Origin of the sequence: Paenibacillus sp. NPDC058898, assembly GCF_049316025.1 — a bacterium.
Taxonomy (GTDB): domain Bacteria; phylum Bacillota; class Bacilli; order Paenibacillales; family Paenibacillaceae; genus Paenibacillus_AQ.
The window spans coordinates 190829-215367 of record NZ_JBMOSM010000003.1; the positions used below are offsets into that span (position 1 = coordinate 190829).

Consider the following 24539-nt stretch of genomic DNA (forward strand, 5'->3'; position numbering starts at 1 on the left):
GCTCCCTCCTAGTCGAAATTTTCCCAAAAAATGCCCTGTGGAACGTTTGCTGCTGTTTTTCTGCCGCTTGATAAGGTTTTGGAATGAGATTGAGTCTCCCATAACTGCCGCCTATTTAATTCCGGAACCGATAAAGGCAGCCTTCTAACACGTTGAAGAGGCACCCCTGCGCCATCCTCCAGGATCACATGAGCGTTGGTTCCTCCGTCCGCAAAACAGTTAATTGCCGCCACTCTGGATGTATGCGCCCACTCGGTTTTTTCTCTACTAAAATAGAACGGAGATGATTCCATATCATAGTGAACCATCGCTTCTCCGCCTGATAAAAAAGGAACGAATTGCCCGTTATGCAGCATCAACACCACTTTAATAAAACTGGCAATGCCTTCTGCACAAAGTGGATGTCCGATATTAGGTTTCATCGATCCCAGCCCCAGTGGAACCGTGCTCGATTCCCGATAAATCGACTGAATCGCTTTAAGCTCCAGCAAATCGGTCACCGTGGTACCCGAACCATTCGTTTCAATATAACTGATCTCCTCGGGATGCCTTCCACTCTTCCGCAAGGCAGTCTGTAATACATCCCTTTGCGCTTGAATATTCGGAGTTGACGGTCCTGCCGTTCGCCCGTCGTTATTAACCGCCAAGCCCTTAATGACTGCATAGATCCGATCGCCATCGGCAATGGCTTGCTCCACCGTTTTTAACAGAACCATACCTGCGCCTTCTCCCAGCACGATACCTTCAGCCCGTTTGTCAAACATATGGAAGTCCTGTACCGGACTTAAGATCCCGCGTTGTTCAAAAATTTTGTGTGCACGGTCAGTGGTTAGCAGACTCGCGCCTCCGACAATCGCCGAATCGATATCGCCTGCTCGCAGAGCTTGTACCGCCATGTTCATCGCTACCAGCGCCGAAGAGCATGCTGTATCCACTACAACGCTTGGACCACGAAGGTCAAGGAAATGTGAAATATTGGCAGACAAATAGTTCTGCCCAATCGCCACAATAGGATTACGCGCTTGGTATAAGTAGGATTCCTCCGGTTGATGCTGCGTTCGGGCTCCAATATAGACTCCCATCGGCTTGCCCTTTAATTCTTGCCACGAATATCCAGCATGACATATCAGCTTCAGACTTTCTTCCAGCACCAACAGTGCCTGCGGATCCATGACTCTGGCATCTTCTTGCGGGATCAGGAAAAAGGACGGATCAAAGCTTGAAATTTCCTCAAGCATTCCAGCGTAATATGAGGTGGAGTGCCCCCACCGTTCATACGGAACCTGCCGAATGGCCGATATCCCTTCGGACAAAATCCTCCAATAGTCCTCAAGTGAACCGGCACCAGGGAATCGGCATGACAATCCTACCACCGCTATACCCGTGGCAGGTTTGCCTGGAAGTCCTTTCCTTGATGCTCCGCTTTCTAACAAAGCCATCGGTGCCTGAGGTGATGATGCCTTTACATCAGACATGGATTCACCAATATCCGCAGTCTCCAGCATCTGCGATACCGCAGCAGAATGAGCATTGACCATCCAACCGGCCAATGATTCTATGGTTGGATATTCGAATAGCAGGGTAGGCTCCAAATCTAACCCGGCCAGCTGATTGATTCGGCGAAGCAATTGAGCAATCATGATTGAATCTACTCCATAATCTTGGAAAGCTGTATCGGGCTCCAATTTCGAAACAGGAATTTTCAATTCTTCGGCCAGCAGCTCCGTAAGCCATGCTTGCGTCTGATTCAACAAGCTGGGACTCCTGTTCGAATTGGATTCCGGCTTTTGCCCGCTTTGCCTCATCCTGCCTTGCAGGCTCCCCTTCTCGGCAATCTGCATAAGCATGCCGGGATCCCATAATTCAGGATTGACCACAGCCGGCAACACCACTGATTGTATTCTGTTTGAAAGAATCTGATCCAACAGCTGTAAGCCCTCTTCATTGGTTATGCTTAGCAAACCCGTCTGCTCGTAAGCCCTGCTTCTCACTTCGCCCATTCCCGCCTCCTTCCAACTCGGCCATTGGATGCTGGTAATGGGCACTGTATGTTTCGCTTTCTCCGCAAAATAATCCATATAGGCATTCGCCATTCCATAATCACTCTGTCCGGAAGCTAAAGCAGGAATCGTGGACGAAACCGAAGAGAAGAGCAGAAAGAACGATAAAGATTCATTTCGGAAGCACTCGCAGAGTACACGAAGGCCTGACACTTTCGGTTCGAAGACCTGCTCGATTCCTTCAACGGATTTTCTAATAAACGCTGGATTATGGGTGTCAATCCGCCCCGCACAATGAATAACGCCTCCGATGGGCCCCATTGTCCTTTTGACCGACTCCATGCTCTGCCGAACAGCTTGCTCATCCGATAATGAGACCGACAAGATTTTCACGTCTGCTTGAAGTTCTTCCAACGCCTGAATCGCCTGAATTTTTTGTGCTACCGGCGTTTTTTGTCCCTTAAAGAGACTCCATTCTTCACGTGAAGGCAAAACCTCCCGACCGGTCAGGACCAGCTTCTTAACGCCATATTTCTGTACAAAATGCCTGGCGCATAGGTAACCGATCCCCCTTGTTCCTCCTGTAATCCAAAGCACATGGCCCTCGGGGAAAGCGAACGTTTCTTGACCTGGATGTATCTCCTGCAATTCTTCCAGCGTAGCTCGATATCGCTTACCGCTCCGGTAACAGATTTCCGTGTCCCGACTCTCGGCAGCATATTCGTTAACGATCTGTTCAGCAATGAATTGAACATCCGACTCAGCATCCACATCTACATGACGCGAGTTCAGGCGGCTATATTCACTCTGCAGCATTCTGTACAGTCCGGCTCGTTCAGCACCTGACAAGTTAACTTCAGCATTCCGGAAAGACTCCAGGCATTTCGTTACCCCAAGAAGTGTCAGGTCGTCTGCGTCAGCATGCTCGATCCATTTCTGGAGCCAGGGAATCCATCCGGTCAGCCCCGTTGTATTCAAGCCGCAACCCACAACGTCGATACAGCCGCCATATTGCTTCCAATCCTGTTCAGTCTGATGAAATTCGCGTATCATATCCTGAATATCAATGATCCGGCATTTCTCGAAATACCTGGATACATGAATAGCTAATTCCATCGTTTCCTGCGTAGTCAATATCGCAATGGTTTGCGTTGCGGACTTGTTTCGGTCAACTGAATCATCTACGGCAGCAAGTTCCCACCTTTTATTCAAATAGCTCACTTTTCGCTCAACAGGACTTATTTGCCGATTAGGGACGACCAGTTCTCGCTTTGACTCCGGATTGCTCAACGTCTGAACGTTACTCGGTCCGGGAACCCAGTAGCGGTCTTCGGAAAACGGATAGGTGGGCAAGCTGATTCGGCGTGGCTTCATATCCCCGTAAAGCCGGTTCCACTCCACATCCAGTCCTTTAACCCAGAGACTCGCGAGCTTGTCATATTTTCTACGCTGAATCCATTTAGCAATGGCTTCCTGCAGTTCTTCGTCTCTTGTAAATACAGATAACGCTTCTTTGTTCCGTCTTACCTGACCATAATAGATACCGTCCACATGATCGCGGCCTTCGATATATTCCCCCAGTTTATCGGTCAGCTCTTTCATCGTAGATACAATCACAGCCAATCGTTCCTCCATGGCTTCCCGTCCTACTTGTAGAGTGTAAGCCATGTCAATAAGGCTGGAGTCTTCATGCGGTTGGTCGCTGATATCCGCGAGAAGACGCTGCGCCTGTAACCTCAGCTGTTCTTCGCTTTTGCCTGATAGCACAATGATGACCGGATTGAGACCTTCCATGATGATTGGTGAAGACTCCTCGACTCCGGGGATATACTCCTCAATGACGAGGTGGGCATTGGACCCTCCCGCACCAAAGGACGATATTCCTGCAATTCTTGGGTACTCCTTCATTACTCCATTCAACTCGAGGACAGGTCTTTTCCACTCCGCAAGCTCTTGCTGCACAACAAATGGAGTCTGGCTAAAGTCGATGTTGGGGTTCAAAACCCGCGAATGCAATGAAGGCACCAGCTGCTTGTATTTAAGCTGAAGCAGAACTTTGGTCAAGCCTGCGATTCCAGCCGCACTCTCACAATGTCCAATATTCGATTTTGCAGAACCGAGCGCACAAAACTGCTTATCCCCCGTGTATTCCTGAAAAATGTTGTGTAATCCTGTTATTTCAATCGGATCCCCAAGCGAGGTTCCCGTTCCGTGCGCCTCCATATAACTGATCGTGCGCGGCTCAATCCCCGCCTTCTTGAAAGCTCGTCCAATTACGCTGGATTGGGCTTTGGGATTCGGTACCGTGTATCCGTTGGTTTTCCCCCCGTGATTAATAGCAGTAGCCTTAATAATTCCATAAATCTGGTCCCGATCCGCAATGGCTTTGGACAGCGGTTTAAGAAGAACCGCCCCCACTCCCTCACCAGGCACGTATCCTTCTCCTCCCTCACCAAAGCTCTCACATCTTCCTCTGCCGGAGATAAACTTCCCCTGTGACAGATACAGATATTTATTGGGATGAATCGAAACATTCACCCCGCCCGCGATCGATACCTTGCATTCTCCGCTCAGCAAGCTTTGACAAGCCAGATGAATGGCCGTCAAGGATGAAGAACACATCGTATCTATGGTCATGCTTGGGCCATGGAAGTTGAAGAAGTAAGACACGCGATTGGCAATGGATGCCGGCAGTCCGGGAAGCGCAAGAGGATTCCCCTTTGCTTGCTCCTGGGCACCGTAGAGCTGATACTCCTGATACATGGCACCGACATAGACGCCCACGCTACCTTCCAAGCCATAATCGCTGTATAAGCCCAGAGCTTCCCGGGTATATCCCGCATCTTCAAGGGTTTCATAAACACATTGCAGAAACAGGCGTTCTTGCGGATCCATCATCTCCGCTTCCCGAGGGGATATATTAAAAAACAAGGGATCAAATCGATCGACCCCTGTGATAAATCCTCCCCATTTACTGTTGGCTGTTCCTGGTTTGTTGCGATCCTCGTCATAATACAGATTGTAATCCCAGCGATCGTTCGGTATTTCCGTAATGCAATCCTTGCCATTCTTCAACACCTCCCAGAACTGCCGAACATTCTCGGCACCAGGATAACGCCCGGACATCCCGATTATGGCAATATCCATCGCCTTGGTTGCATGTTCATCCTGTTGCTTAATAGTTGGCTGCACAAACCGTGAACGTCTAAGACTTGCAGGATGAGGTACATCCGGCCATTTCGTTGGAACAGAAGGTGCAGCGTGCTGAATTAGAGGTTCTGCAGACAGGCCCTCTCCCAGCACGCTCACCAACTTATCACGGTATGATTTGATGAAATACCCGGTCAATTCCCGGATATTCTGGTATTCGAAAAACAACGTTTTGGACAGCGAGCCAAACGTCTTCTCCAATTCGTTCGTCAATTGGGTGGTCATGATGGAATCAATGCCGTAATGCTCCATGGGGGCATCCGTTTCAATTCGCTGTACGGGCAGCTTCAAGACGGTTGAAATCTGCTTTTTCACGAAACGAATTGCTCTTTCCGTAAAATCGTCCTCGCTCATATCCGGGAGGGATTCATTATCTTCATGTCCTACCGCTTGAATCGGCTCGATTTGCTTAGGTTCCACAGTCTGTTTTTCTGTGAGTTGTGTATAAAAATGCTCCAAATCACCTGCCATGACCAGAACCTGGTCTTTACGGGAAGCCCATGCTTGATAGAAAGCAAGAACTGCCGAGCCTGTATCGATAGCCGCCATGCCTAACTGCTGCATCATCATCTGTTCGGTCTTCTCATCGACGTGCATCCCGCCGTCTTTCCATAAAGGCCAATTCATGGACAAGGTGTGACCGCTTCGCTCCTTCGAACGCACAAGCTCGTTTCGGTACGTGACATAAGCATCCATAAAGGCATTGGCCGAGCAATAGTCAGCCTGCCCCGGGTTGCCCACGACTCCGAATACCGATGAAAAAACAACAAATAGATCAAGCTTCAAATCCTTGCTCGCCTGATCCAAATTTACGATACCTTTCACTTTCGGTGCCAATACGGCCTGCAGGTCTTCTACAGTTTTATTAAGAATAAGACTGTCTTTAATCACTCCGGCACTATGTATGATTCCATTGAGACCACCAAACTCAGTTGTAACACGCTGGATTAAGTCATCTGCTTCCTTGCTATTGGTCACATCGGCCCGCCTGTATTCCACTCGTGCCCCGCGTATTCTTATTGCCTCCAGTTGAGTCGCCATTTCGTTGCTGAGCGCAGAACGGCCGGTTAGAATCAACGTCGAACCCTTCGTGCGTTTGGCAATCTCATTGGCAAAGATGAAACCGAGACCGCCCATCCCACCCGTGATCAAGTACGTCCCTGTGTCTTTCCACGGATTGCTATCTTCTGCCTGCAAAGCTTCAAACGCATTCCAGCCTTTGACCAATCGCTTCCCTGCCTCATACCGAATATGGAAATCCCGGGTGTGAAGATTGTTTTTCAGCTTGGATACAAGCTCCTCTGGTGTTTCTTCCGAATCAACCTCAATCATCTGGACCCCAAGGTTGGGATTCTCCAGTCTGGCCGTCTTAAGAAGCCCCGCCAAACCGGACATTAGCTGTTGGTGTCCTTGCCTGGAGAATACGACTTGAATAAACGCTTTCGTCCTCGTTCCGACTTTAAGAATGCTTTGAAGTTCATATAACAACTTTACCGAGTAGTCTTGAAACCGCTCCTTCATCCCGTTCCGGTTGGATTGGAAGGACAGAATGCGAGCCCCTTCAACATCGGTTTCCATGCGCTTCTTCATCGCATCGTCCATTTCGCATAGCACGATACAATAGTCTTGATCGTTCGTGTAAGTCATATCCCTGGAAATAACCTGTTCTTTCCAAATGGGGTGCATCATGAGCGTGTCCGAATCGGTCCGTGATTGGAATAAGGTCTCCTCTTCACTTTGTTCTCTCCAGGATAATTCCCTCATCCTCACGCATAAGGTTCCTTGTTCATCATAAAGGTCAATATCAACTTTCTTCGACTGTCCTCCAGTGGCATCTTGATCACTGTATTGAACATGTGCCCACATGACTGAAGCGCATCTCTGTAAGACATCGAGTTGTTCAAGTGCAAACGGGAGAAAAAGCCGTGATGAGCCTTTGCCGTCGGAAGTGCCTTGCTTCTCCGAACCAAGCATCAGAATCATTGCGGCTTGTAAAGCCGAATCCAACAGGCTGGGATGCAGAATATATCGAGCTGCTGTACTCTCGATCAAAGAAGGTAACAACAGCTTGACCAGTACACGGCCGCCTCCGTTGTATACCTCTTCCATCCCTCGGTGGGCTGGACCATAATGGATTCCCGAGCGGTGAAAAGTCTCATAAAAATCCTTGACCGTATCGTTTGCTCTCGTTAATTGCCCTTTCAATCGATCGATACTCACGCTGGTCGTTTCGCCATCCAAATCTATGTTTATCCGAGCATTGCCCTGACTGTGTATAATAGATTCCCCGCGACCCTTTTCTGTTTGGCTGTAAACTTCGTAGGTAACGTCACCGTTTTCACCTGGAAAAAGCGTAATATGAACTTGAACCGGATGTTTCCCAACGATGACCGGCTTGGCCCAAACCACATGTCGAAGCCGAATCGGCGAATTAGCACGAGTTGATAAACCAGATGCCTTTTCAACCGCTTCCCGTGCCATTTCAAGGTACGCGACGCCAGGTAGAACATGGCGCCCTTTCACAATGTGGTCCTTCAAGAAAAACTCTTCTCCCGTAAAGATAGAACTGTAGCGCTGTTCTGAAAAATCGGATGTATTCTGATGCAGCAGCGGATGAACATAGGAGGATTCAGTCCTCGCTACTGCTGCTGTAGCGGCATGATCCGAGGCGCCTTCCACAGGGATCCAATACCGCTCCCGCGCAAAAGGATAGGTAGGCAAATGCACATGCTGTATCTTTCCCTTCGGAAATAAATCCTTCCAATCCACCTCGTGCCCTTTTACGTATAATTCTGCTAATGCCTTCAATTTGCTGCGGTATTCCTGTACATCGCTCCTCTTGAGGGACAACAGTTCTGTTACCAACACTTTACCCAGATGTTCAAGCAGCGGTTCTTGTTTCTTACCGATTAACGGAATTTGATCTTTACAGTATCCATCCGGTTTACTATTCTCGAGCACCTGCTTTAATTTCTCCCGCAGTTCCTGCACATCCTTAACCACATAGGCGGACCTAATTCCGAAATGCTCCCGCTGGAGCAAAAGAGTTGCGCTTACATCCGTCAGGCTGATTCCAGATCCGTTCCTATCGATCCACCGTGCTAGATCCAGCTCCCTCTGCCGCAAAGATTCTTCCGTTTTAGCAGATAAACAGATGAGATAGTGGGGGAGCTTCTTGGCGGTTTTTTTCTTCACCGCGGGTGCTTCTTCGAGGACGATATGCGAATTCGTTCCTCCGAACCCGAAAGAACTAATGCCTGCGCGTCTCGGAAAGCTTTGTCCATCCGTTCCCTCCAGAAGTTTCCACTCCTGCAGCTTGTCTACCATGTAGAATGGGCTTCCTTTAATTGAAATACGATGATTCAATGTTTTGAAATTTTGCAGTCCAGGCAGCTGTTTATGCTTCATGGACATCAGAACCTTGATCAGTCCGGCAATTCCGGCGGCAGATTCCAAATGCCCGATATTTGTTTTAACCGAACCCAGGCCGCAATAATTCTTGGAAAGTATTTGATCCTGATTCGATCGTAATTGAAAAGCTTTGAGCAGTCCTTGAAACTCCATCGGATCTCCCTTTGGAGTTCCCGTTCCATGAGCTTCAATATAACTTATGCTTTCCACGGGGATGTCCGCTTTCTTATGGGCCTCAGCTATGACATCTGCCTGGGCTTCAGGGTTGGGATATGTAAGTGTATGGGTTCTGCCATTATGGTTTACGGCAGTTCCCTTTAATACGCCATAGATGGAGTTCCCATCTTCAAGGGCTTGTTCTAAGGGTTTTAGCAACACGACTCCGGCCCCTTCACTGCGCACATACCCATCTGCACTGTCGTCGAACGTTTTGCATGAGCCGGTCGGGGACAGCATCCCAGCTTTGGAAAAGGAGATATGACGCGAGGGGGTAAGAATAAGGCTGATCCCTCCAGCCAGAGCCATATTGCTCTCTCCGAGAAGTATGGACTGGGCCGCCGAATGAATGGCGTTAAAGGAACTTGAGCATGCTGTGTCTATCGGAAAACTCGGTCCTTTAAAGTTAAAGAAATGGGAGATTCGGTTCGCTATGACGGCAGATGCCGTTCCTATGGAATGATAGGTTTCGATAATCTGGTTCGTCTGCTCCTGCAGTCCTTTATAATCAAAATTAAAAACTCCCATGTAAACGCCGATTTTGTCCCCTGATATCTCGGAAGGAAGGATCCCGGCGTCTTCCAAACAGGACCATGATAATTCCAGCATGATCCGCTGCTGGGGATCGGTCGCTTCTACTTCCCTTGCCGAAAGTCCAAAAAAGCCCGGATCAAAAGCGTCTGCATCTTGTATAAAGCCGCCCCACTTGCTGTTGCTCTTGTTGTCAGCCTGCGGATCGCCCCAATACTCCTTCCAATCCCAGCGCTCCTTGGGGATTTCCTGAATGCTTGAACGACCTTCTTTCAGATTGTCCCAGAATTCTTCATAATTCTGTGCTCCCGGAAACCGGCAAGCTATACCAATAATCGCGATTTCATTGTTCATTTATATGGTACACCTCACTTTTAATAAACCTCTTGAGCGCTTCGAATGTCCTGAAATTCTGCCATACCAGGTTCCTCCGAAGACATGCGAAAGCTGTTAAATCTCCGGTTCAACAATGCAGCCGTTTCCGTCATCAGTTTCTCGGCAATCTCATCTACATGCCGGTTCCGCCAATCCTCGAGCCTCGTTCCCTTTACCCATTGATTGAATGCGCCTAAGGCTGGCCCGCAATGAATTTGATAATCTACTTTATTCTCCTGATCCCCTTGCAGAGCCAATCTCGTGCTGTAACTGAAATACCACCTGAAGATCAAAGCCATTTTATATTTTGGATTTCGTTCTGCCTTCTCGACGACTTGAGGGTAGCGCGTTCGGACCGTTTCGTACACACTCTCAAAGCTGCGCTTGAAATATTTTTCTTGGATTTGCGCCTTTGTCTTGTCGTCAATTTCATCAATGGAATTGTACTGGCGGTACAAATCGTACAGTTTATTGGATCGTGCCGGGAAGAAAAGTCCTTTCTTCAGCACCTGCACCCGAGCCCCCATCTCAAACATATCCCCGGCAGGCGCGTATTCCGTATCCTGCACATTCATTTGCTGGAGCAAGTCCTTTACTTCGTCGCTAGTTCCAGCCTCGACAGTGCATTGGTTAATTGAACCTGTCACAATGAAATCCGCACCTAATGTAAATGCCGCCGATATTGCATCCGGGGTGCCAATCCCCCCTGCAGCACCTATCCGAATTCTTGTAGGGTATGAATACCTTTGCATGATCTCATCCCGTAATTTAATCATGGCCGGCATTAATGCATAAGCCACTGCACCGTCCGTATGACCACCGGAATCTGCCTCGGCACAAATATCATCGGCAACAGGGACTTCCCTGAGCATAAGAGCTTCTTCCGGCGTAATCTTGTTTTCTCCCCGCAGTTTTGCAACGATTCGCTCGGGTGCTGGACTAAGAAACGCTTCGGCGACTTCCGGCCGCGATACCTTGGCAATCAATTTATTTATCGAAATCACCCTTCCATCGGCATCGCGGGTTAATCCTTTTGCTCGGAATTTGACCAGAGCTGGAGTGATATTCATGAAAGCAGCCGCTTCCATAACCTTCACGCCGCTCTGAAGGAAAACGTCCACCGTTTGCTCTTCGATTTCAGGCTCAGTAGGATTGTGCACCAAGTTCATGCCGTAAGCCTGACCTTCAGAAAGCTCTTGCTGTATGTATTGAATCGCCTCCACAATTTGGGGTAATTTTAAACCTCCAGCTCCGAAAAAACCCATCATTCCGGCCTTTCCCATTCTTACAACCATTTCTTTGGAAGCAATTCCCCGGTACATAGCGCCAGTCATATAGGCGTATTTAAGATTGTAATCCCTCCTGAAAGCTGCGCTCCCCAGCGAACTTGGTTTAATTTCGGATGATTGAAGTTGTTCGACAGCTATCGTTTCAGATTTATGGGACATCTCGAGATGGCACTCGTTCAGCTCCTCATGCAGGTTTTCAATTACGGCTTCATCAACGAAAGCAGGTTCATCGACAATTAGAGGTTCTGCCTCGTTCTTGATTCTCCCTATTAAATCGGTTAATACCCTTCCCGGACCGATCTCCTCAAAATGGATAACACCAAGCCCCATCAAGTATCGAATACTTTCCGTCCATCTAACGGAGCTAGTCATTTGTTGAACCAGATTTCGTTTGATACAGGATGACTGATATCGCCTGGCATACACATTGGAGATCACCGGAATACGCAATTCATGGAACGTGAAGTTCTGGAGAAAAGCTTCATATTCTCTGCCTGCCTCTTCCATATGACGAGAATGAAAGGCACCGCTCGTTCGCAGGGGGATAAACATCATGACATCCTTAAGTGATTCAAAGACCTGTTTGGCGAGATCCATGTCTTCCCTCGCTCCTGAGATTACGATCTGATGAGGGCTGTTCAGATTGGCAATATCGATGGTTTCAAGCTTATGTTCCTGCAGCACCTCTGCTATTTGTTCCTCGGTTAGCCCGATGACGGCGGCCATGCCGCCCCCCGCAGCCCGGCTCATTAACTGCCCTCGCTTTTGCACAAGCCTTAGACCTGTAGCAAAATCAAAGGCTCCGGCGGCCAGCAGGGCGTTATATTCCCCCAGACTGTGTCCGGCAACAAACTCTTCCCTTCTTCCCGAATGCATCTTGCTGAAATAGCTTAAAGCATTTACGGTATATAATGCCGGTTGGGTATATTGTGTCTTATTCAGATTAAAATCAGGATCTTCCAAGCATAATTGTTTGATAGAATATCCTAGAATATCATCCGCTTGTGCAGTCAATTCTTTAAACTCGTCGAAAAGCTCCTCGCCCATTCCTTTTTTTTGGGCACCTTGGCCGGGGAATACATAGGCTAACATATGCTTGTACCATCCTCCCAAATCGATAATTATTGGTGCTTTTAACCCCCGCTTATTCCCTGTTTGATGGTTTCAACTCATAATTTAAAGCACGCCTTATGTGCCTTATACCAGCTGTCGTTGATCAGTCACAAGCCATCTAGTTTGAGCTGTTTGAAATTGAACATAAAAATGCCTACGAGGTCCCCCAGCTAACTGGAGGCTTCGTAAGCATTCACACGAAAATACGCGTATCATTATGACCCTTAAATGTGCTTAACGCGCCGAAACGTCGATTAAGTCAGTTTAAGTTGTTGTTAAATTAAGTCATTCATTACCAATATATTATTATATAAATATTTTTTTGTAAACTATTACTCTTATAAGATTAGTTGATTATTTTTTGTTCGAATTCCGAGTTTCGACATTAATTTCATGAATTGTTTGGTATTATTTTCTTCATCAAAAGGAAGTGAGGGAGCAATATATGTCATGGTATGCTTTATTTGTTAAAACCGGATATGAGTCATCAATTAAAAAATGGCTTGATGCCAGATTCGATGATAGCTTGCTAACCAGCGTGATTCCTAGAAGGAAAGTACCGGAGAAGAAAGACCGCCAGGAATACCATGCGATAAAAACACTTTTCCCCGGCTACGTGTTTGTTGAGACAAAAATGAATTTTTCCATATATTATACATTAAAAGAGAATCCCTTCATTTACAACTCGCTAAACTATCTCAATAACAAGGATAAAGGGCTCCTCCCACCGGATGCGCAGCAATTCCGCCTTTCATCTCAAAAACCGGACGAGTCTTATTTTTTCAAAGAGATCCCCACAGATGAAATGCTGATCGTTCTCAAACTAATCAGTGAAAGTGAAGTTATCGAATATTCCCAAGTCACGTTCCAAGAGTCCAATGTCATCGTTAAATCGGGTCCGTTAAAAGGAATGGAAAGTCTTATTAAAAAAGTCGATAAGCATAAAAAGCGCGCTAAAGTGCTCATGAACATCATGGGAAGAGAACAGCTGGTCGATTTTGGAATTGAGATCATTAGATAATTGATACATGGACCTGTTCCCCACACAAAAAAAGGAGCTGCAAGCAGCCCCTCAGCGTTATTATCTTCTTCTGAATCTCATCTTTGTACCGCTGGCACCCTGCCCCGCTTCTGCGCCGCCATCTGCGGATACGCAATGCCCAGCAGGATCACGATAACCCCGATCCATTGCAGAGCAGTCACCTGCTCGCTCAGCACCAGCACCGAAGCGATAACAGCAACAGGCAGCTCTCCAGCCCCAAGGATGGTTGCCAGTCCTGTGCTGATTTTGGGTGCGCCCAGTGCGAATAGCAGTACGGGCAAAACAACACCGAATACGCCTAGGATTAAGCCGAACAGCCATAACCCGTTGTCAAACAGGGATATCTCCGTGTACACTTTCGGCGTGAACAGGATCGTCAGCAGAATCAGACCACCCGTTGAGGTATAGAAGCTCCGGGTAATCGGTGACATCTGCGTCTCGACCCGGCCGCTGAAGAAGACAAACAAAGCCATCATCAAGGCCGCAGTCAGCCCCAATAAAGTCCCTTTCCAATTCAATTGAAGCTCGCCTGCACCCAAAATCCCCCCAGCCATAATCGTTCCTGCAAACAGGATGATAACGGAGATGATGGTGGATTTATCCGGCCATTGCCGTTTTACAATGGCTTCAATAATGACGCCGATCCAGGTGAATTGAAATAGAAGAACGACGGCAATCGATGCCGGAATGCTCTGAAGGGCAAGGTAATACGTGACGCCTGTAAGACATGTACATAACCCAACCCCAGCTAGCCTTAGGAATTGCTTGCCCGTAACCTTTTGACGTCCAAAAAACAGCATTAACAACAGCAGAATGAGCCAGCCTGTCCCGAATTGGCTGATCATAACCTCCTGAAATAGGAACCCTTCCTGGTATGCAAGTTTAACCACCGTTGACAGAATACCAAAACAGCAAGCTCCCAAAAATACGTAGAATGAATTTTTTAATACATGTAACAATTCCAACTCTCCCTCTACAACAAAAAAACCCCACTTTCACTGTTTTGGAATCCAGAAAACAGTAAAAAGTGGGGTTGACTCTGTTTGATATTGAAATTATGGTCTTATCTTAAGACAAAACCTCAACATTGTAAATACCAAATGGGGTAAGTTTGTATCCAACCACTATTTATGAAGACAACTTTGCAAAGATCTCTCTCAATTTAGCAACAGCTTCGATCTCCAGAGCTTTAATATCCTCTACCAGTGATATCGCCTTCGTTGCTTGCTCCCCCGAATTAGGCTCTCCACCTACCGGGAATGGGAACATCTGATGCAGGACACTGAACTTCTCACACATTCCTGTATATAACACGCTGGCTTCTTTAAACTGCTGCGTGAGCTCCGATCCTTCCTTATTCGCATCCGGCCAAGCTGCAATCAGTTCCTTAAAGAACTCAGCAGCGTAATACCGGGCATCTCTTAATACCTCGATGTTGTAAGCATGACCGTTCGGTTCTATCTTCCGCCCCTGCAGCGATTTAACCCAAGCATCATATGCTGCAATCCCCTTCACTGCCGTCGGCACCACGCTTTCATTCCCCTCATATTGCTCGATGGCGGTTTCAAGCGCAAGTCGAAGCTGCTGCTGAAGCGTTAAATCAACGGAACCCTCAATAGCCAGAACAAATAGATCTTCCATCACGCTTCTGCCGAGATTTTCGTAGGGCAGCGTATCCACTCTGCCGCATACTTCCCCATAGAGAGTTCTCGTTTCATCGTCGTAACCATACAGTGTACCAAATTCCGGGAAGAATATATCCCAAGCCAGCACAGGGTATCCCCGGTCTAGTGAAGCATGAATCAGATCAAGGGCCCTTGGCAGCTCCTGATGAATACTGCGCTTGCTCATGGCACTCTTCTCCAAAGCGGTTGGATCCAGCAGATTGGCATTGGTGCCGACGCCGTCCGACATGCCATCTACAAACTTGGAATGGAACCCGATATTATGAAGGCCCCGAGATAATACTTCACCAAAAAAGTACGACGTTGGACCTGCAATGTGAACTTCATCCGGGATGATGTTGATCCGGAATGCATGACCTGTAAGCCCCATGACCATCGGCAGGGATAACTTCCGATCTGTAAATTGAAGCATTTTATACGTGGCATCCGCAGCGGTTGTCCAAGTTTTGATTTCTTTCAACGGTCCTTCATAAGGCAGAATCTTCTTTTTCATAATTCCCAAGTCCCTTCTCATCTTAATATAAGAGTCAACGGTGACGCGGATTTTTTCTTGGATCACTTTCTTCCGTGATCTCGAAATAATCTGATACACATTGGCCGAAGAGAGCTGAAACAAGTTAGCAATTTCTTGCGGAGACAGCTGATCGAAAAAATGGGATTCGAAAATAAGCCGTTCGCGTGGCTTCAGACATTGAATGATGTCCGTTAAAAAGCGCAGCGTCTCTTGCTGGACGATCCGTTCCTCCGGAACGTGAAATCCAGCGGCAGCTTCGGTTGCAGAATGACGGAGCCTGCCCAGAATACTGTCCAGATTGTTCCACTGATCTGAACTCCCGGCACCATCAGCTCTTCCCCTGCCTTCAAGCTCGGTGAATGTCTGCTCTTTCATCGCAGGGCTTCCCTTAAGGCGGGTATAGGCCTGATTCCGGACGATTCGCTGCACCCACGGTAAGAACCGCCGGGCATCGACCAGTTTCCCCAGATGCATGAACGCACGGATAAGTGCATCCTGTACAACGTCCTCTGCCAGGTAGGACTCCCGGGTTATAGCTCTGGCATAGCCATAAACCTTGGACCGATGACGCCGAACAAGCTCCCCGAATGCTTCCCGCTCCCCTGCCTGCGCATATTTCACCAACTCCTGATCCTCCATCTCATCCCACTGGACCCTGCTGTCTGCTGTCGTTTCCAATTGCTCAAACCCTCTTTCGTATCGTTGACTACTTATATGACCAGAGAAGTTCGTTTTTTCTGACAAAGTAATTGAGAAATATGATCTGACTTCTATAATACATAAAAAACGTTCCAAGATGACCCCTAAACCTCGGTCACTCGAAACGTTTTTTTAACAACATGGCTCGCTTAGATTACATCCGCGGCCGCTTGGTGAACTTCCCGGCGAAAATGCCCGGGTTCAGGATGTGTTAGGCCCAGGTGCTCCCGCAGCGTCGTTCCGCTGTATTCGGTACGGAACAAACCCCAACCGCTGGTAAATTGTCAAACCTTTTTTTCATTCCACGCCCAAGTCATTATGCCAGAATATAGTCCTTACAGGCAATGGACAAAAGCTGCCCAATAATGCGACAATATAATCTGCATGTCATATCTTATATTGTAAGAATTTTGCACAACTAAACGCGAAGAAGCAACATTGCATTTATAGGAAGGGAACGAAAGCATGGCTCAATTATTTTTCAAATACGGCTCCATGAACAGTGGTAAATCCATCGAGATTTTGAAAGTCGCCCATAACTACGAAGAACAGAACAAACCGGTACTCCTCTTTACGTCCGCTATCGATGACCGGGATGCCGTTGGATATGTATCCTCACGAATCGGCCTGCGCCGCGAAGCGATACCTATATCCGATACAACCGACATCTACGGGATTGTGAAGGATCATCAGCCTAAGCCATACTGCGTTCTGGTTGACGAATGCCAGTTCCTGTCCAAGGACAGCATCCTGCAGCTCGTACGGATCGTAGATGAGCTTAATGTGCCTGTCATGGGCTTCGGGTTGAAGAATGATTTTCGGAACGAGCTGTTTGAAGGCAGCCGCTGGATGCTGATTTACGCTGATAAAATCGAGGAAATGAAGACGATCTGCTGGTTCTGCGAGCGCAAAGCGATCATGAACCTTCGCGTCATTGACGGTAAGCCCGTGTATGCCGGCGAGCAGATCCTGATTGGTGGGAATGATACCTACTTCCCTGTTTGTCGCAAATGTCATACCAATCCCCCTTTATCATAGGACGTTTTCACAAGCAATCCACCATTCAAACGTAAGGAGTAGGATGACCCATGCCGATAGTCAGACCGCTATTAACCGACCAAGACTTTCAGGAAGTGATGGAGCAGCAGATCCGTATACGCATCTTCAAGGATAATCATCTGATTGATTCCGGCAGTCTCGTCATCCGCTTCACTGACGAAACCGTCATTACACAATCCAGCGTCAGCTCGCTCGGCTATCATAAGCGGGATGAATGCGAATTTTTTGAAGTACGGAAATGAGAAATGATAGATGGATTGCCTGAGTGATTCATGATAGACCTCTTCTACGAAGATCTATCAGGGCCTCAGGCAATCCTTCTTTATCTCAGGGAGAGAGCCGCATATAGCGGCCACAAAAAACAGCGGCCTTCTGCAGAACGATCTGCAAAAAACCGCTGTTCGTTAATCAACCTATTACACTAAGAGCGTCGCTTGTACCCTAGTGAATATCAGACTTCGCCATGCTCCCACCCAGCACATCCGCGACATTTTGAATCGAAATAAATGCGTTCTTATCAATTTCCTGCACAACCGTCTTCAGCTTCGCAATCTCCAGCCGGGTGATGACGCAATAAATCATCTGCGTATCCTCTTTGGAATACCCGCCCTTGGCATAGATCATGGTCGTGCTGCGGCCCAGACGCTGCATGATAGCATTTGAAATTTCTTCGTATTCATTGGATATAATCGTAACGGATTTGGACTCGTCCAAGCCCTCTACCACTATATCCATCACTTTTGCCGCTATGTAGTATGAGAAGATCGAATACATGGCCGAATCTGCACCAAATACAAACCCTGCCGTAATAAAAATAAACACGTTGATAATCATGATGATTTGTCCGACCGGCATCCGCAGCTTTTTGGACAGCAGGATAGCAACGATCTCCGTACCGTCGAGCGCTCCGCCATAACGGATGACAAGACCTACCCCCAGCCCGAGAACCAAACCACCGAACAGCACCGCTAAAATTTTCTCGTTCGTAAACGGGTCTACATGATGCAGGAAGGTTGTCGCCACTGACAATACCACAATCCCGTATAATGTGGAAAATGCGAACGTTTTACCGATCTGCTTGTAACCGATGAACAGAAACGGTAAGTTGATAATAAATAGGAACACACCCAGATTGATGGGCGTAATCGATGATAATACGATGGAAATACCGGTAATACCACCGTCGATAATTTCGTTGGGCACCAGGAATATTTCAAGCGCCACAGCCATCAGAATTGCACCGATGGTGATAAAGATGAAACGTTTCAGAATTTCGCCGACTGTCAGATTTTTGTGTTTTTTGACCATGCCATTCTCCTTTTGTATCTTTTTTCACACGAAGTGCCTGTCGAAGAACCATTGTATTAAAAAAAGGAATGACATGTCAATGTTGACACGCAAAGTGACATGGGTCTTTTAGGCCATTGCCTTGTCATCCAGACATAAAGAACGCAGATGCTGATCGATAATCCTCTCGATCTTTTCTGTGGCGAGCTGCTGCGGCCTCATGATATGGTGTATCGCTAACCCATCCACCAATGCGTATATTCGCTCCTTCTCATATTCAAGATCCAACTCCGGTTTAGCCAGCTTATGGGCAACCAGCGTATCCACCACATAATGGCACGCCTTGGTTAAACCATCGTACATATGATCAGTCATTATTCTTAATTCGGGATAGACTAGCGCTTTGGCAACAAACGACATCCACACCTCCATTTCCATCGTCCTATCCTCATCCATCGGCAGAAATTGCATCAACACTTGCTTTACATCATCAAACACGGGTCCGTTTAAGGATAGTGAAGAAAAACGTTCTTCAATCCGTTCGATAATAAGCTTCATACAGAAAACCAACAGCTCAGCCTGGCTGATAAAATAGTGCCTCAGCGAACCTACGGATAATCCCGCCTCTTCTGCGATATTGCGCACCGTCGCTTTTTCGAGTCCACCCCTCTGAATCACCCGCAGGGCAGCCTCAGCGACCCGTTGTCTTTGTTTATCATGATCTACGATTTTCGGCATAATCCCATTATACACTTTCGGTTTTTTTTAAAACAACGTACTATAAACAACATTTCAGTTTCCTAGGTTTGCTTCTACAATGCCTACCCTCGTAAAAATAGGTTCTCTCTATGCAATCTATGGATGAATATTGGCTTTCACCTGGCCTGGCTGGAGATGATCCGGTATGTCGTGGTGCCTTCGAATTATGCATTCATCGAGATTGAATACCTTTCTATATGGGGCAATTATATGGTCACGATCGGTTCGGTCATCATCGGAATTATTCTCTTGGTCGTGTGGTCACTGCGGAGCAAGAATCGAATCGATTGGAATGGGGTCGAGCCGGATCTTCCTCCGAATTCATATCCGGAAACCAAGAAAGCTGCGCTGCCCACCCATTCTGGGTAACAACCGTTAACGGTTAAAGCTCAAACTCACCGCTGCTTACGGGGAGTTTGAGCTTTATTTGTGTTCATCCATCCGGTCCAATACCTGCAATTTATAATATTGGTTTCCGTTATGCTATAATATATTCCATCCGAGATCGACCAGAAAATACATAATTTTACCCTAGGCAGGGAGAGGACTTACTCATCATGTTGGAATGGCTTCAGAATTTATGGACCCATATAAAGGAAATTGACATGGATCAAGTACAAGGATGGCTTGAGCAGTATTCTCAGCTAGGTCCCATTCCAGGTATTTTGCTTCCATTTATAGAGGCGTTTCTGCCCATACTGCCCCTTATCGTCCTTGTAATGGGGAACTCCGCAGCCTACGGTTTATGGTGGGGATTCTTACTTTCCTGGATCGGCGTTTGCCTTGGATCCATTACCGTGTTTTGGATCGTTCGCAAGCTGGGCGGCAAGCTGGGATTGCTTATTCAAAAAAGAATGCCGGGATCCCAGCGTTTTTTCCATTGGATCGAAGAAAAAGGCTTTACGCCGATCTTCATCCTGTACTGCTTCCCCTTCACGCCTTCCTCGCTGATCAATATTGCATCCGGCATCAGTACGGTATCGGCTACGACATTTACGATAGCCGTTATGGCGGGGAAATCCGTAATGATCTTCATGGTCGCTTTTATCGGACATGACTGGCAAGCGTTTATAACACAGCCCTGGCGTATTCTAATCGCAGTCGTTGTTCTATGGCTGCTGTGGTTAACCGGCAAAAAGATGGAAAAACGTTACCATCATGAAGATCAGCCAGGAAGTATCGTGATAAGCAACAAAAAGACAAAGCGTTAAATCCATAACAAGACCCGCCCATCCATTGCAACCGGGACTGGCGGGTCTTGTTATAGTAGACATGCTTAGATGCGGGACAAACCCATCTTACTCCAATACGTAAGCCGCCAGTTTATGTATCGGGTCGAACCCCGCACGTTGATACAGCTGGATCGCGCTTTCATTCCTCTGGTCTACGCATAACGAGATGTCCTCCAGCTGTACGATATGGAACAGATAATGAAGCGCTTGGTCAAGAAGTGCCCGGCCATAGCCCTTCCCCCGGAAATTTTCGGATACTGCGATGTATTCAATGCTGCCTTCCTTGAATTCGGGTTCACCTTCCACATAAACATAGCCAACGAGCTCTCCTAGTTCCGTAAACATAAAGAGTCGATGATCCTCATCCAGCTGCTGCATAATATCCTGAGCGCTGAGGTAGGTATTAGGGAAATTCGTACCATGCAGCTTCGCAAATTCATCCGCATACTCGGGTGTGAAATCCTGGAGTCCCGAAAGGCCATCCGTTAATAGAGCAGATTTTCGGAGTCGTAGAACATGATGCTCTCCTGACTTTCTACCCCCTTTGTCTTCCATAAAGCGTACAGCGGATTGATGATCCACGTTATAAAAACCGTAATAACGATTTACGCAGCCTTCCAGCTTCGAAGTCCCTGCATCCCATAGCTGCTCCGCCAATCGATTCCATTGCTCACCTTCCGCGTCGATAAAAGGTCCCCATAATTCAGCGGACCGTTCTTCTTCATTTACATCGAACCCCAATGCCCCCACAATCTGATCTTGATCATATATGACGGTGAATTTTTGACTGCTCAGTTCGCCATTCTCCGTGAATTCCGTCTGAAGCGTGCTGTAAATCTCGCCTTCCTGTTCACCGCAATATCCGACATGATGATGACGAATCCCATTTAATCTTGCAAGAAAGGAAGATAACTCTCTAAGTTTCATATCAGCTTGCTCTAAAATCATCTGTAAATGTGCTCCTTGTTCATATTCTGCTGGAAGTGTTACAGCTAACGTTCATTGCCAAGCTTTTCGAATATGTTTGGGTCAATTCTACCATATGGTGATGCCCACTGACCAAGTTTTAACAAAAAAATGGGCCTCCCAAGTTCATGGAAAGCCCATCTTGTCTTTCGTCAATATGTCAGTGTGAGGCTCCCTGTTCGGTCATCCCTTCTCGGAGCGTTCCCTTTCCTGGGAAGCGCGCATCCGTTCACGTTCGCGCTTGAGTTCAGGCTTGAGGTCATCGTGGACGCTGTTCTCCCACATGGACACGCCTGACCGATACGCCGCCCTCCCATTCAAGTGACCCGCTACCGGCCCCGTAATAAATACGAATACAATTCCCAGCAGCAGTTTTGCACTGACATGCTCCAGGTAGAAGGTGAAATACAGAAATGCACCTGCAAGAATCAAGAGGACGCCTAGCGTAGCACTTTTCGTTGCTGCATGAGACCTCATATAAACATCCGGCAGACGAATAAGGCCAAATGCACTCAAGGCACCAAGTAAAGCTCCGAGCAGCACCATCAGCGCGATCAGAAACTCACCGATCTGACTCATCGTTTGTGCGTTCAATGACATCACCCCTCTCAATATATCTGGCAAGCGCAGTTGTTCCGATAAACGTCAGTATCCCGATCAGCAGAATGATATCGAAATAGACAGTTGTCCGGAATAGCATGCACAGAACAGCGATCATGGACAACATTATAATTCCAATCGTATCCAGCGACATGATCCGGTCGTTCATGGAAGGTCCCTTGATTAATCGGTACAAGCAGCCCAGTATAGCCAGCGACAAAATCACCAGAGAGGCAATCAGGATGCTATGAATCATGTGCGGGTCACCTCCTTGATCGCGCGTTCGAAAGTATCGCGGATCTGATTCGACAGCTCTTCGACATCTTCAATATCCATCGCATGAATATATAGCGTCTGACCATCGCGAGACACTTCTAGGGTAAGCGTTCCTGGCGTCAAGCAGATCAGGCACGATAACACCGTAATCTCCCAGTCGGATTTCAGCTCGGTTGAGTAGGCGAAGATGCCTGGACGAACATTCAGCTTCGGTCTTAGGATCTGTCCAATTACCGTGATGCTCGATTTTAACAGCTCCCTTAGGAACAAGAGCAGCAGCAGCATGATGAACCACAGCTTGCGCAAATAGAAATCGTTCGGCCAGAAGCGTCGCAACAGAAAAATCAGCAAGATTCCGATCAGATAGCCGATGATCAATTGCTGGGGGGACCAATTATTGTTCAGGAACATCCAGACAACGGCAATGATGATATTTAACAGAATTTGATGGCCCATATCCACTACTCCTTTAATACAGCATTAATATATAGTGATGGATCGGATAATACGGCGCCTGCTTGAGAGGTGTAGGAGTATATCCACTCCGAACCCACCCCAAGGACAATCACCATAACCGTTAGCCCAATAGCTGCCGCATAAGCTGTCTTGTGAATTCTGACCGGTTTTGATTCTTGGAGTCGAGGTGATTCGCCCCAGAATGCCCCCATAAACACTTTGATCAAGGAATACAATACCGCCAAACTTGATGCCAATGCCAGTCCCGTAAGCACATAATGGCCTCCGCTCAATCCGCCGCGAACGATGAGGACTTTGCCGAGAAAGCCGCTAAGGGGCGGGATGCCGACCAGAGCTAGTGCAACGATAAAGAACATCCATCCCACCAAAGGATGGCGCTTCATCAACCCGCCCATATCGCTCAGCTTGTTCGCGCCTGCACTGGCGATGATGATACCGCCCAGAATAAAGAGCAGCGCCTTTGCTATCATGTCATGCATCAAGTAGAATACGGCTCCGTTCAAGGAGTCAGAAGATGCCGTCGCTATGCCGAAGGCGATAAAGCCAACACTAATAATAATGTTATAGTTCAGGATTCGTCCAAGATCCTTATACGCAACCGCGCCCAAACTGCCCAGAATCATCGTTGCCGCAGCCATCCAGCCGATGACGGCGTGGATGCCGCCGGTATCGTGATAGAAGATCAACGTAAAGGTACGGATAATCGCATATAACCCAACCTTCGTGAGCAGCGCGCCGAACAAAGCCGTAACTGCCGCCGGAGGTGCGCTGTAGGAACCAGGCAGCCAGAAGAACAGGAACAAACCCGCCTTCAAGGCAAATACAATCAGGAATAGAAGGCCGATGACCGACAAGATTCCATCCTGCTGAACTTCGGCCACGCGCAGAGACAGATGCGCCATATTCAGCGTTCCGACTGTGCCATATAAATAAGCGACAGCTGCAACAAACAAGGTGGATGAAATAATATTAATCAGCATGTACTTTAAGGTTTCCCTCAGCTGGCGCTTGGTGCCGCCCAGCACGATCAAGGCGTAGGAAGCGATCAGCATAACCTCAAAACAGACAAACAGGTTAAACAAATCCCCTGTTAGGAACGATCCGATCACGCCAGCCAACAAAAATTGAAAAAAAGCATAGAAGTAATGCTTCTCTCTCTCTTCCCCGATGCTCCGGAAAGAATAGAACAGACAGGCAGCCGCGACAATCAACGTCGTAAGCACCAGCAGTGCCGCAAGCATGTCGGCTACAAATACGATTCCATACGGCGGCTGCCATCCACCCATGTGAAGCGTCTGGATGCCTTCATTGTTTACCTGACTAACAATGAACAACGCCACAAGCAGGTTTACTGTGATACTAACCGCACTGATCCAACGCTGAACACGAACATATTTGGAGCAGAAAATAAGAATAACAGCTGTAACCAGCGGAATAAGGAGAGGAAGAACAATTACATTATTCATCATCCATCCCCCTTAGCTCTTCCATGTTGTCCGTACCCAATCGTTGATAAGCTTTATACGCCAGTACGAAGAAGAACGATGTGACGCCAAAGCTAATGACAATGGATGTCAGAATCAACGCTTGCGGAACAGGGTCAACGTAGGATGAAGCCTTCTCGCCAAGCAGCGGAGCAGCACCGGTCTTCAGCCGCGACATGGTGAGCAGCAGCAGATGAACGCCATGGGTCAACAGTGAAGTACCGAGAATAATCCGCAGCAAGCTTTTGGATAAGATCTGGTATATCCCAACCGCAAAAATAATCCCGATGGCAAGCGACATATAAAGTTCCATG

The 24539-nt window shown here is 47.5% G+C and carries 17 protein-coding genes; 5 read left to right on the top strand and 12 right to left on the bottom strand.

The window, feature by feature from the left end:
- Nucleotides 1–8: 8 nt before the first annotated feature.
- On the bottom strand, nt 9–9722 hold the full coding sequence (locus ACOZB4_RS09250; RefSeq protein WP_379404245.1) for an SDR family NAD(P)-dependent oxidoreductase: 9714 nt from the start codon (nt 9720–9722) through the stop codon (nt 9–11).
- 20 nt (nt 9723–9742) lie between these two features.
- On the bottom strand, nt 9743–12124 hold the full coding sequence (gene fabD / locus ACOZB4_RS09255) for an ACP S-malonyltransferase (RefSeq protein ID WP_379404247.1): 2382 nt from the start codon (nt 12122–12124) through the stop codon (nt 9743–9745).
- A 466-nt stretch (nt 12125–12590) separates the two neighbouring features.
- Here fabD and loaP point away from each other — a divergent pair, with 466 nt between their 5' ends.
- Nucleotides 12591–13166 (top strand): antiterminator LoaP, encoded by a 576-nt coding sequence (loaP, locus tag ACOZB4_RS09260; RefSeq protein ID WP_076321935.1) that lies wholly within the window; start codon nt 12591–12593, stop codon nt 13164–13166.
- Between the two features lie 77 nt (nt 13167–13243).
- Here loaP and ACOZB4_RS09265 read toward each other — a convergent pair whose 3' ends face one another.
- Complete coding sequence (locus ACOZB4_RS09265) at nt 13244–14146, bottom strand: EamA family transporter (RefSeq protein WP_379404249.1); 903 nt, start codon at nt 14144–14146, stop codon at nt 13244–13246.
- A gap of 169 nt (nt 14147–14315) precedes the next feature.
- Nucleotides 14316–16064, bottom strand: coding sequence for an RNA polymerase sigma factor (locus ACOZB4_RS09270; protein ID WP_379404251.1), 1749 nt, complete (start codon nt 16062–16064; stop codon nt 14316–14318).
- Between the two features lie 486 nt (nt 16065–16550).
- Here ACOZB4_RS09270 and ACOZB4_RS09275 point away from each other — a divergent pair, with 486 nt between their 5' ends.
- Both ACOZB4_RS09275 and ACOZB4_RS09280 read left to right on the top strand, forming a co-directional pair.
- A complete protein-coding gene (locus ACOZB4_RS09275; RefSeq protein WP_127593650.1) occupies nt 16551–17123 on the top strand; it encodes a thymidine kinase in 573 nt (190 codons plus the stop codon).
- A 50-nt stretch (nt 17124–17173) separates the two neighbouring features.
- The gene (locus ACOZB4_RS09280; protein ID WP_071220380.1) at nt 17174–17386 is read left to right on the top strand and encodes a hypothetical protein; all 213 of its coding nucleotides are present in this window, start codon (nt 17174–17176) and stop codon (nt 17384–17386) included.
- Nucleotides 17387–17585: 199 nt separating this feature from the next.
- Here ACOZB4_RS09280 and ACOZB4_RS09285 read toward each other — a convergent pair whose 3' ends face one another.
- Both ACOZB4_RS09285 and ACOZB4_RS09290 read right to left on the bottom strand, forming a co-directional pair.
- Nucleotides 17586–18452 (bottom strand): YitT family protein, encoded by an 867-nt coding sequence (locus ACOZB4_RS09285; RefSeq protein WP_076321941.1) that lies wholly within the window; start codon nt 18450–18452, stop codon nt 17586–17588.
- A 108-nt stretch (nt 18453–18560) separates the two neighbouring features.
- Nucleotides 18561–19169: a TetR/AcrR family transcriptional regulator gene (locus ACOZB4_RS09290; protein ID WP_379404254.1), complete on the bottom strand. Its 609-nt coding sequence runs from the start codon at nt 19167–19169 to the stop codon at nt 18561–18563.
- A gap of 123 nt (nt 19170–19292) precedes the next feature.
- Between ACOZB4_RS09290 and ACOZB4_RS09295 the strand changes: the two genes are divergently transcribed.
- Both ACOZB4_RS09295 and ACOZB4_RS09300 read left to right on the top strand, forming a co-directional pair.
- A complete protein-coding gene (locus ACOZB4_RS09295; RefSeq protein ID WP_379404256.1) occupies nt 19293–19559 on the top strand; it encodes a hypothetical protein in 267 nt (88 codons plus the stop codon).
- A gap of 188 nt (nt 19560–19747) precedes the next feature.
- Nucleotides 19748–20401 (top strand): TVP38/TMEM64 family protein, encoded by a 654-nt coding sequence (locus tag ACOZB4_RS09300; RefSeq protein ID WP_076321944.1) that lies wholly within the window; start codon nt 19748–19750, stop codon nt 20399–20401.
- 87 nt (nt 20402–20488) lie between these two features.
- On the opposite strand, the gene ACOZB4_RS09305 is transcribed toward ACOZB4_RS09300, so the two are convergent.
- The 6 genes from ACOZB4_RS09305 to ACOZB4_RS09330 all read right to left on the bottom strand — a co-directional run bounded on the left by ACOZB4_RS09305 (nt 20489) and on the right by ACOZB4_RS09330 (nt 24538).
- Nucleotides 20489–21370 carry a GNAT family N-acetyltransferase gene (locus ACOZB4_RS09305; protein WP_379404259.1) on the bottom strand — a complete coding sequence of 294 codons (882 nt, stop codon included), beginning with the start codon at nt 21368–21370 and terminating at the stop codon, nt 20489–20491.
- Nucleotides 21371–21571: 201 nt separating this feature from the next.
- Nucleotides 21572–21967 carry a monovalent cation/H(+) antiporter subunit G gene (mnhG, locus tag ACOZB4_RS09310; RefSeq protein ID WP_379404261.1) on the bottom strand — a complete coding sequence of 132 codons (396 nt, stop codon included), beginning with the start codon at nt 21965–21967 and terminating at the stop codon, nt 21572–21574.
- On the bottom strand, nt 21951–22244 hold the full coding sequence (locus ACOZB4_RS09315) for a Na(+)/H(+) antiporter subunit F1 (RefSeq protein WP_379404263.1): 294 nt from the start codon (nt 22242–22244) through the stop codon (nt 21951–21953). The genes mnhG and ACOZB4_RS09315 overlap by 17 nt, the downstream gene beginning before the upstream one ends.
- Nucleotides 22241–22720, bottom strand: coding sequence for a Na+/H+ antiporter subunit E (locus ACOZB4_RS09320; protein ID WP_379404265.1), 480 nt, complete (start codon nt 22718–22720; stop codon nt 22241–22243). Before ACOZB4_RS09320 ends, ACOZB4_RS09315 begins: the two co-directional genes overlap by 4 nt.
- 5 nt (nt 22721–22725) lie before the next feature.
- Entirely contained in the window at nt 22726–24207 is a 1482-nt protein-coding gene (locus ACOZB4_RS09325; RefSeq protein WP_379404837.1) for a Na+/H+ antiporter subunit D, read from the bottom strand.
- Complete coding sequence (locus tag ACOZB4_RS09330; RefSeq protein ID WP_071220369.1) at nt 24200–24538, bottom strand: Na(+)/H(+) antiporter subunit C; 339 nt, start codon at nt 24536–24538, stop codon at nt 24200–24202. The genes ACOZB4_RS09325 and ACOZB4_RS09330 overlap by 8 nt, the downstream gene beginning before the upstream one ends.
- Nucleotide 24539: the final 1 nt, after the last annotated feature.

Coding starts and splice junctions, on each gene's coding strand:
- ACOZB4_RS09320 (WP_379404265.1), bottom strand. CDS start 22,720: ATGGGCCATCAAATTCTGTTAAATATCATCATTGCCGTTGTCTGGATG.
- fabD (WP_379404247.1), bottom strand. CDS start 12,124: ATGTTAGCCTATGTATTCCCCGGCCAAGGTGCCCAAAAAAAAGGAATG.
- ACOZB4_RS09295 (WP_379404256.1), top strand. CDS start 19,293: ATGAATATTGGCTTTCACCTGGCCTGGCTGGAGATGATCCGGTATGTC.
- ACOZB4_RS09330 (WP_071220369.1), bottom strand. CDS start 24,538: ATGGAACTTTATATGTCGCTTGCCATCGGGATTATTTTTGCGGTTGGG.
- ACOZB4_RS09285 (WP_076321941.1), bottom strand. CDS start 18,452: ATGGTCAAAAAACACAAAAATCTGACAGTCGGCGAAATTCTGAAACGT.
- ACOZB4_RS09290 (WP_379404254.1), bottom strand. CDS start 19,169: ATGCCGAAAATCGTAGATCATGATAAACAAAGACAACGGGTCGCTGAG.
- ACOZB4_RS09250 (WP_379404245.1), bottom strand. CDS start 9,722: ATGAACAATGAAATCGCGATTATTGGTATAGCTTGCCGGTTTCCGGGA.
- ACOZB4_RS09325 (WP_379404837.1), bottom strand. CDS start 24,207: ATGAATAATGTAATTGTTCTTCCTCTCCTTATTCCGCTGGTTACAGCT.
- ACOZB4_RS09305 (WP_379404259.1), bottom strand. CDS start 21,370: ATGATTTTAGAGCAAGCTGATATGAAACTTAGAGAGTTATCTTCCTTT.
- ACOZB4_RS09300 (WP_076321944.1), top strand. CDS start 19,748: ATGTTGGAATGGCTTCAGAATTTATGGACCCATATAAAGGAAATTGAC.
- loaP (WP_076321935.1), top strand. CDS start 12,591: ATGTCATGGTATGCTTTATTTGTTAAAACCGGATATGAGTCATCAATT.
- ACOZB4_RS09315 (WP_379404263.1), bottom strand. CDS start 22,244: ATGATTCATAGCATCCTGATTGCCTCTCTGGTGATTTTGTCGCTGGCT.
- ACOZB4_RS09280 (WP_071220380.1), top strand. CDS start 17,174: ATGCCGATAGTCAGACCGCTATTAACCGACCAAGACTTTCAGGAAGTG.
- mnhG (WP_379404261.1), bottom strand. CDS start 21,967: ATGAGTCAGATCGGTGAGTTTCTGATCGCGCTGATGGTGCTGCTCGGA.
- ACOZB4_RS09275 (WP_127593650.1), top strand. CDS start 16,551: ATGGCTCAATTATTTTTCAAATACGGCTCCATGAACAGTGGTAAATCC.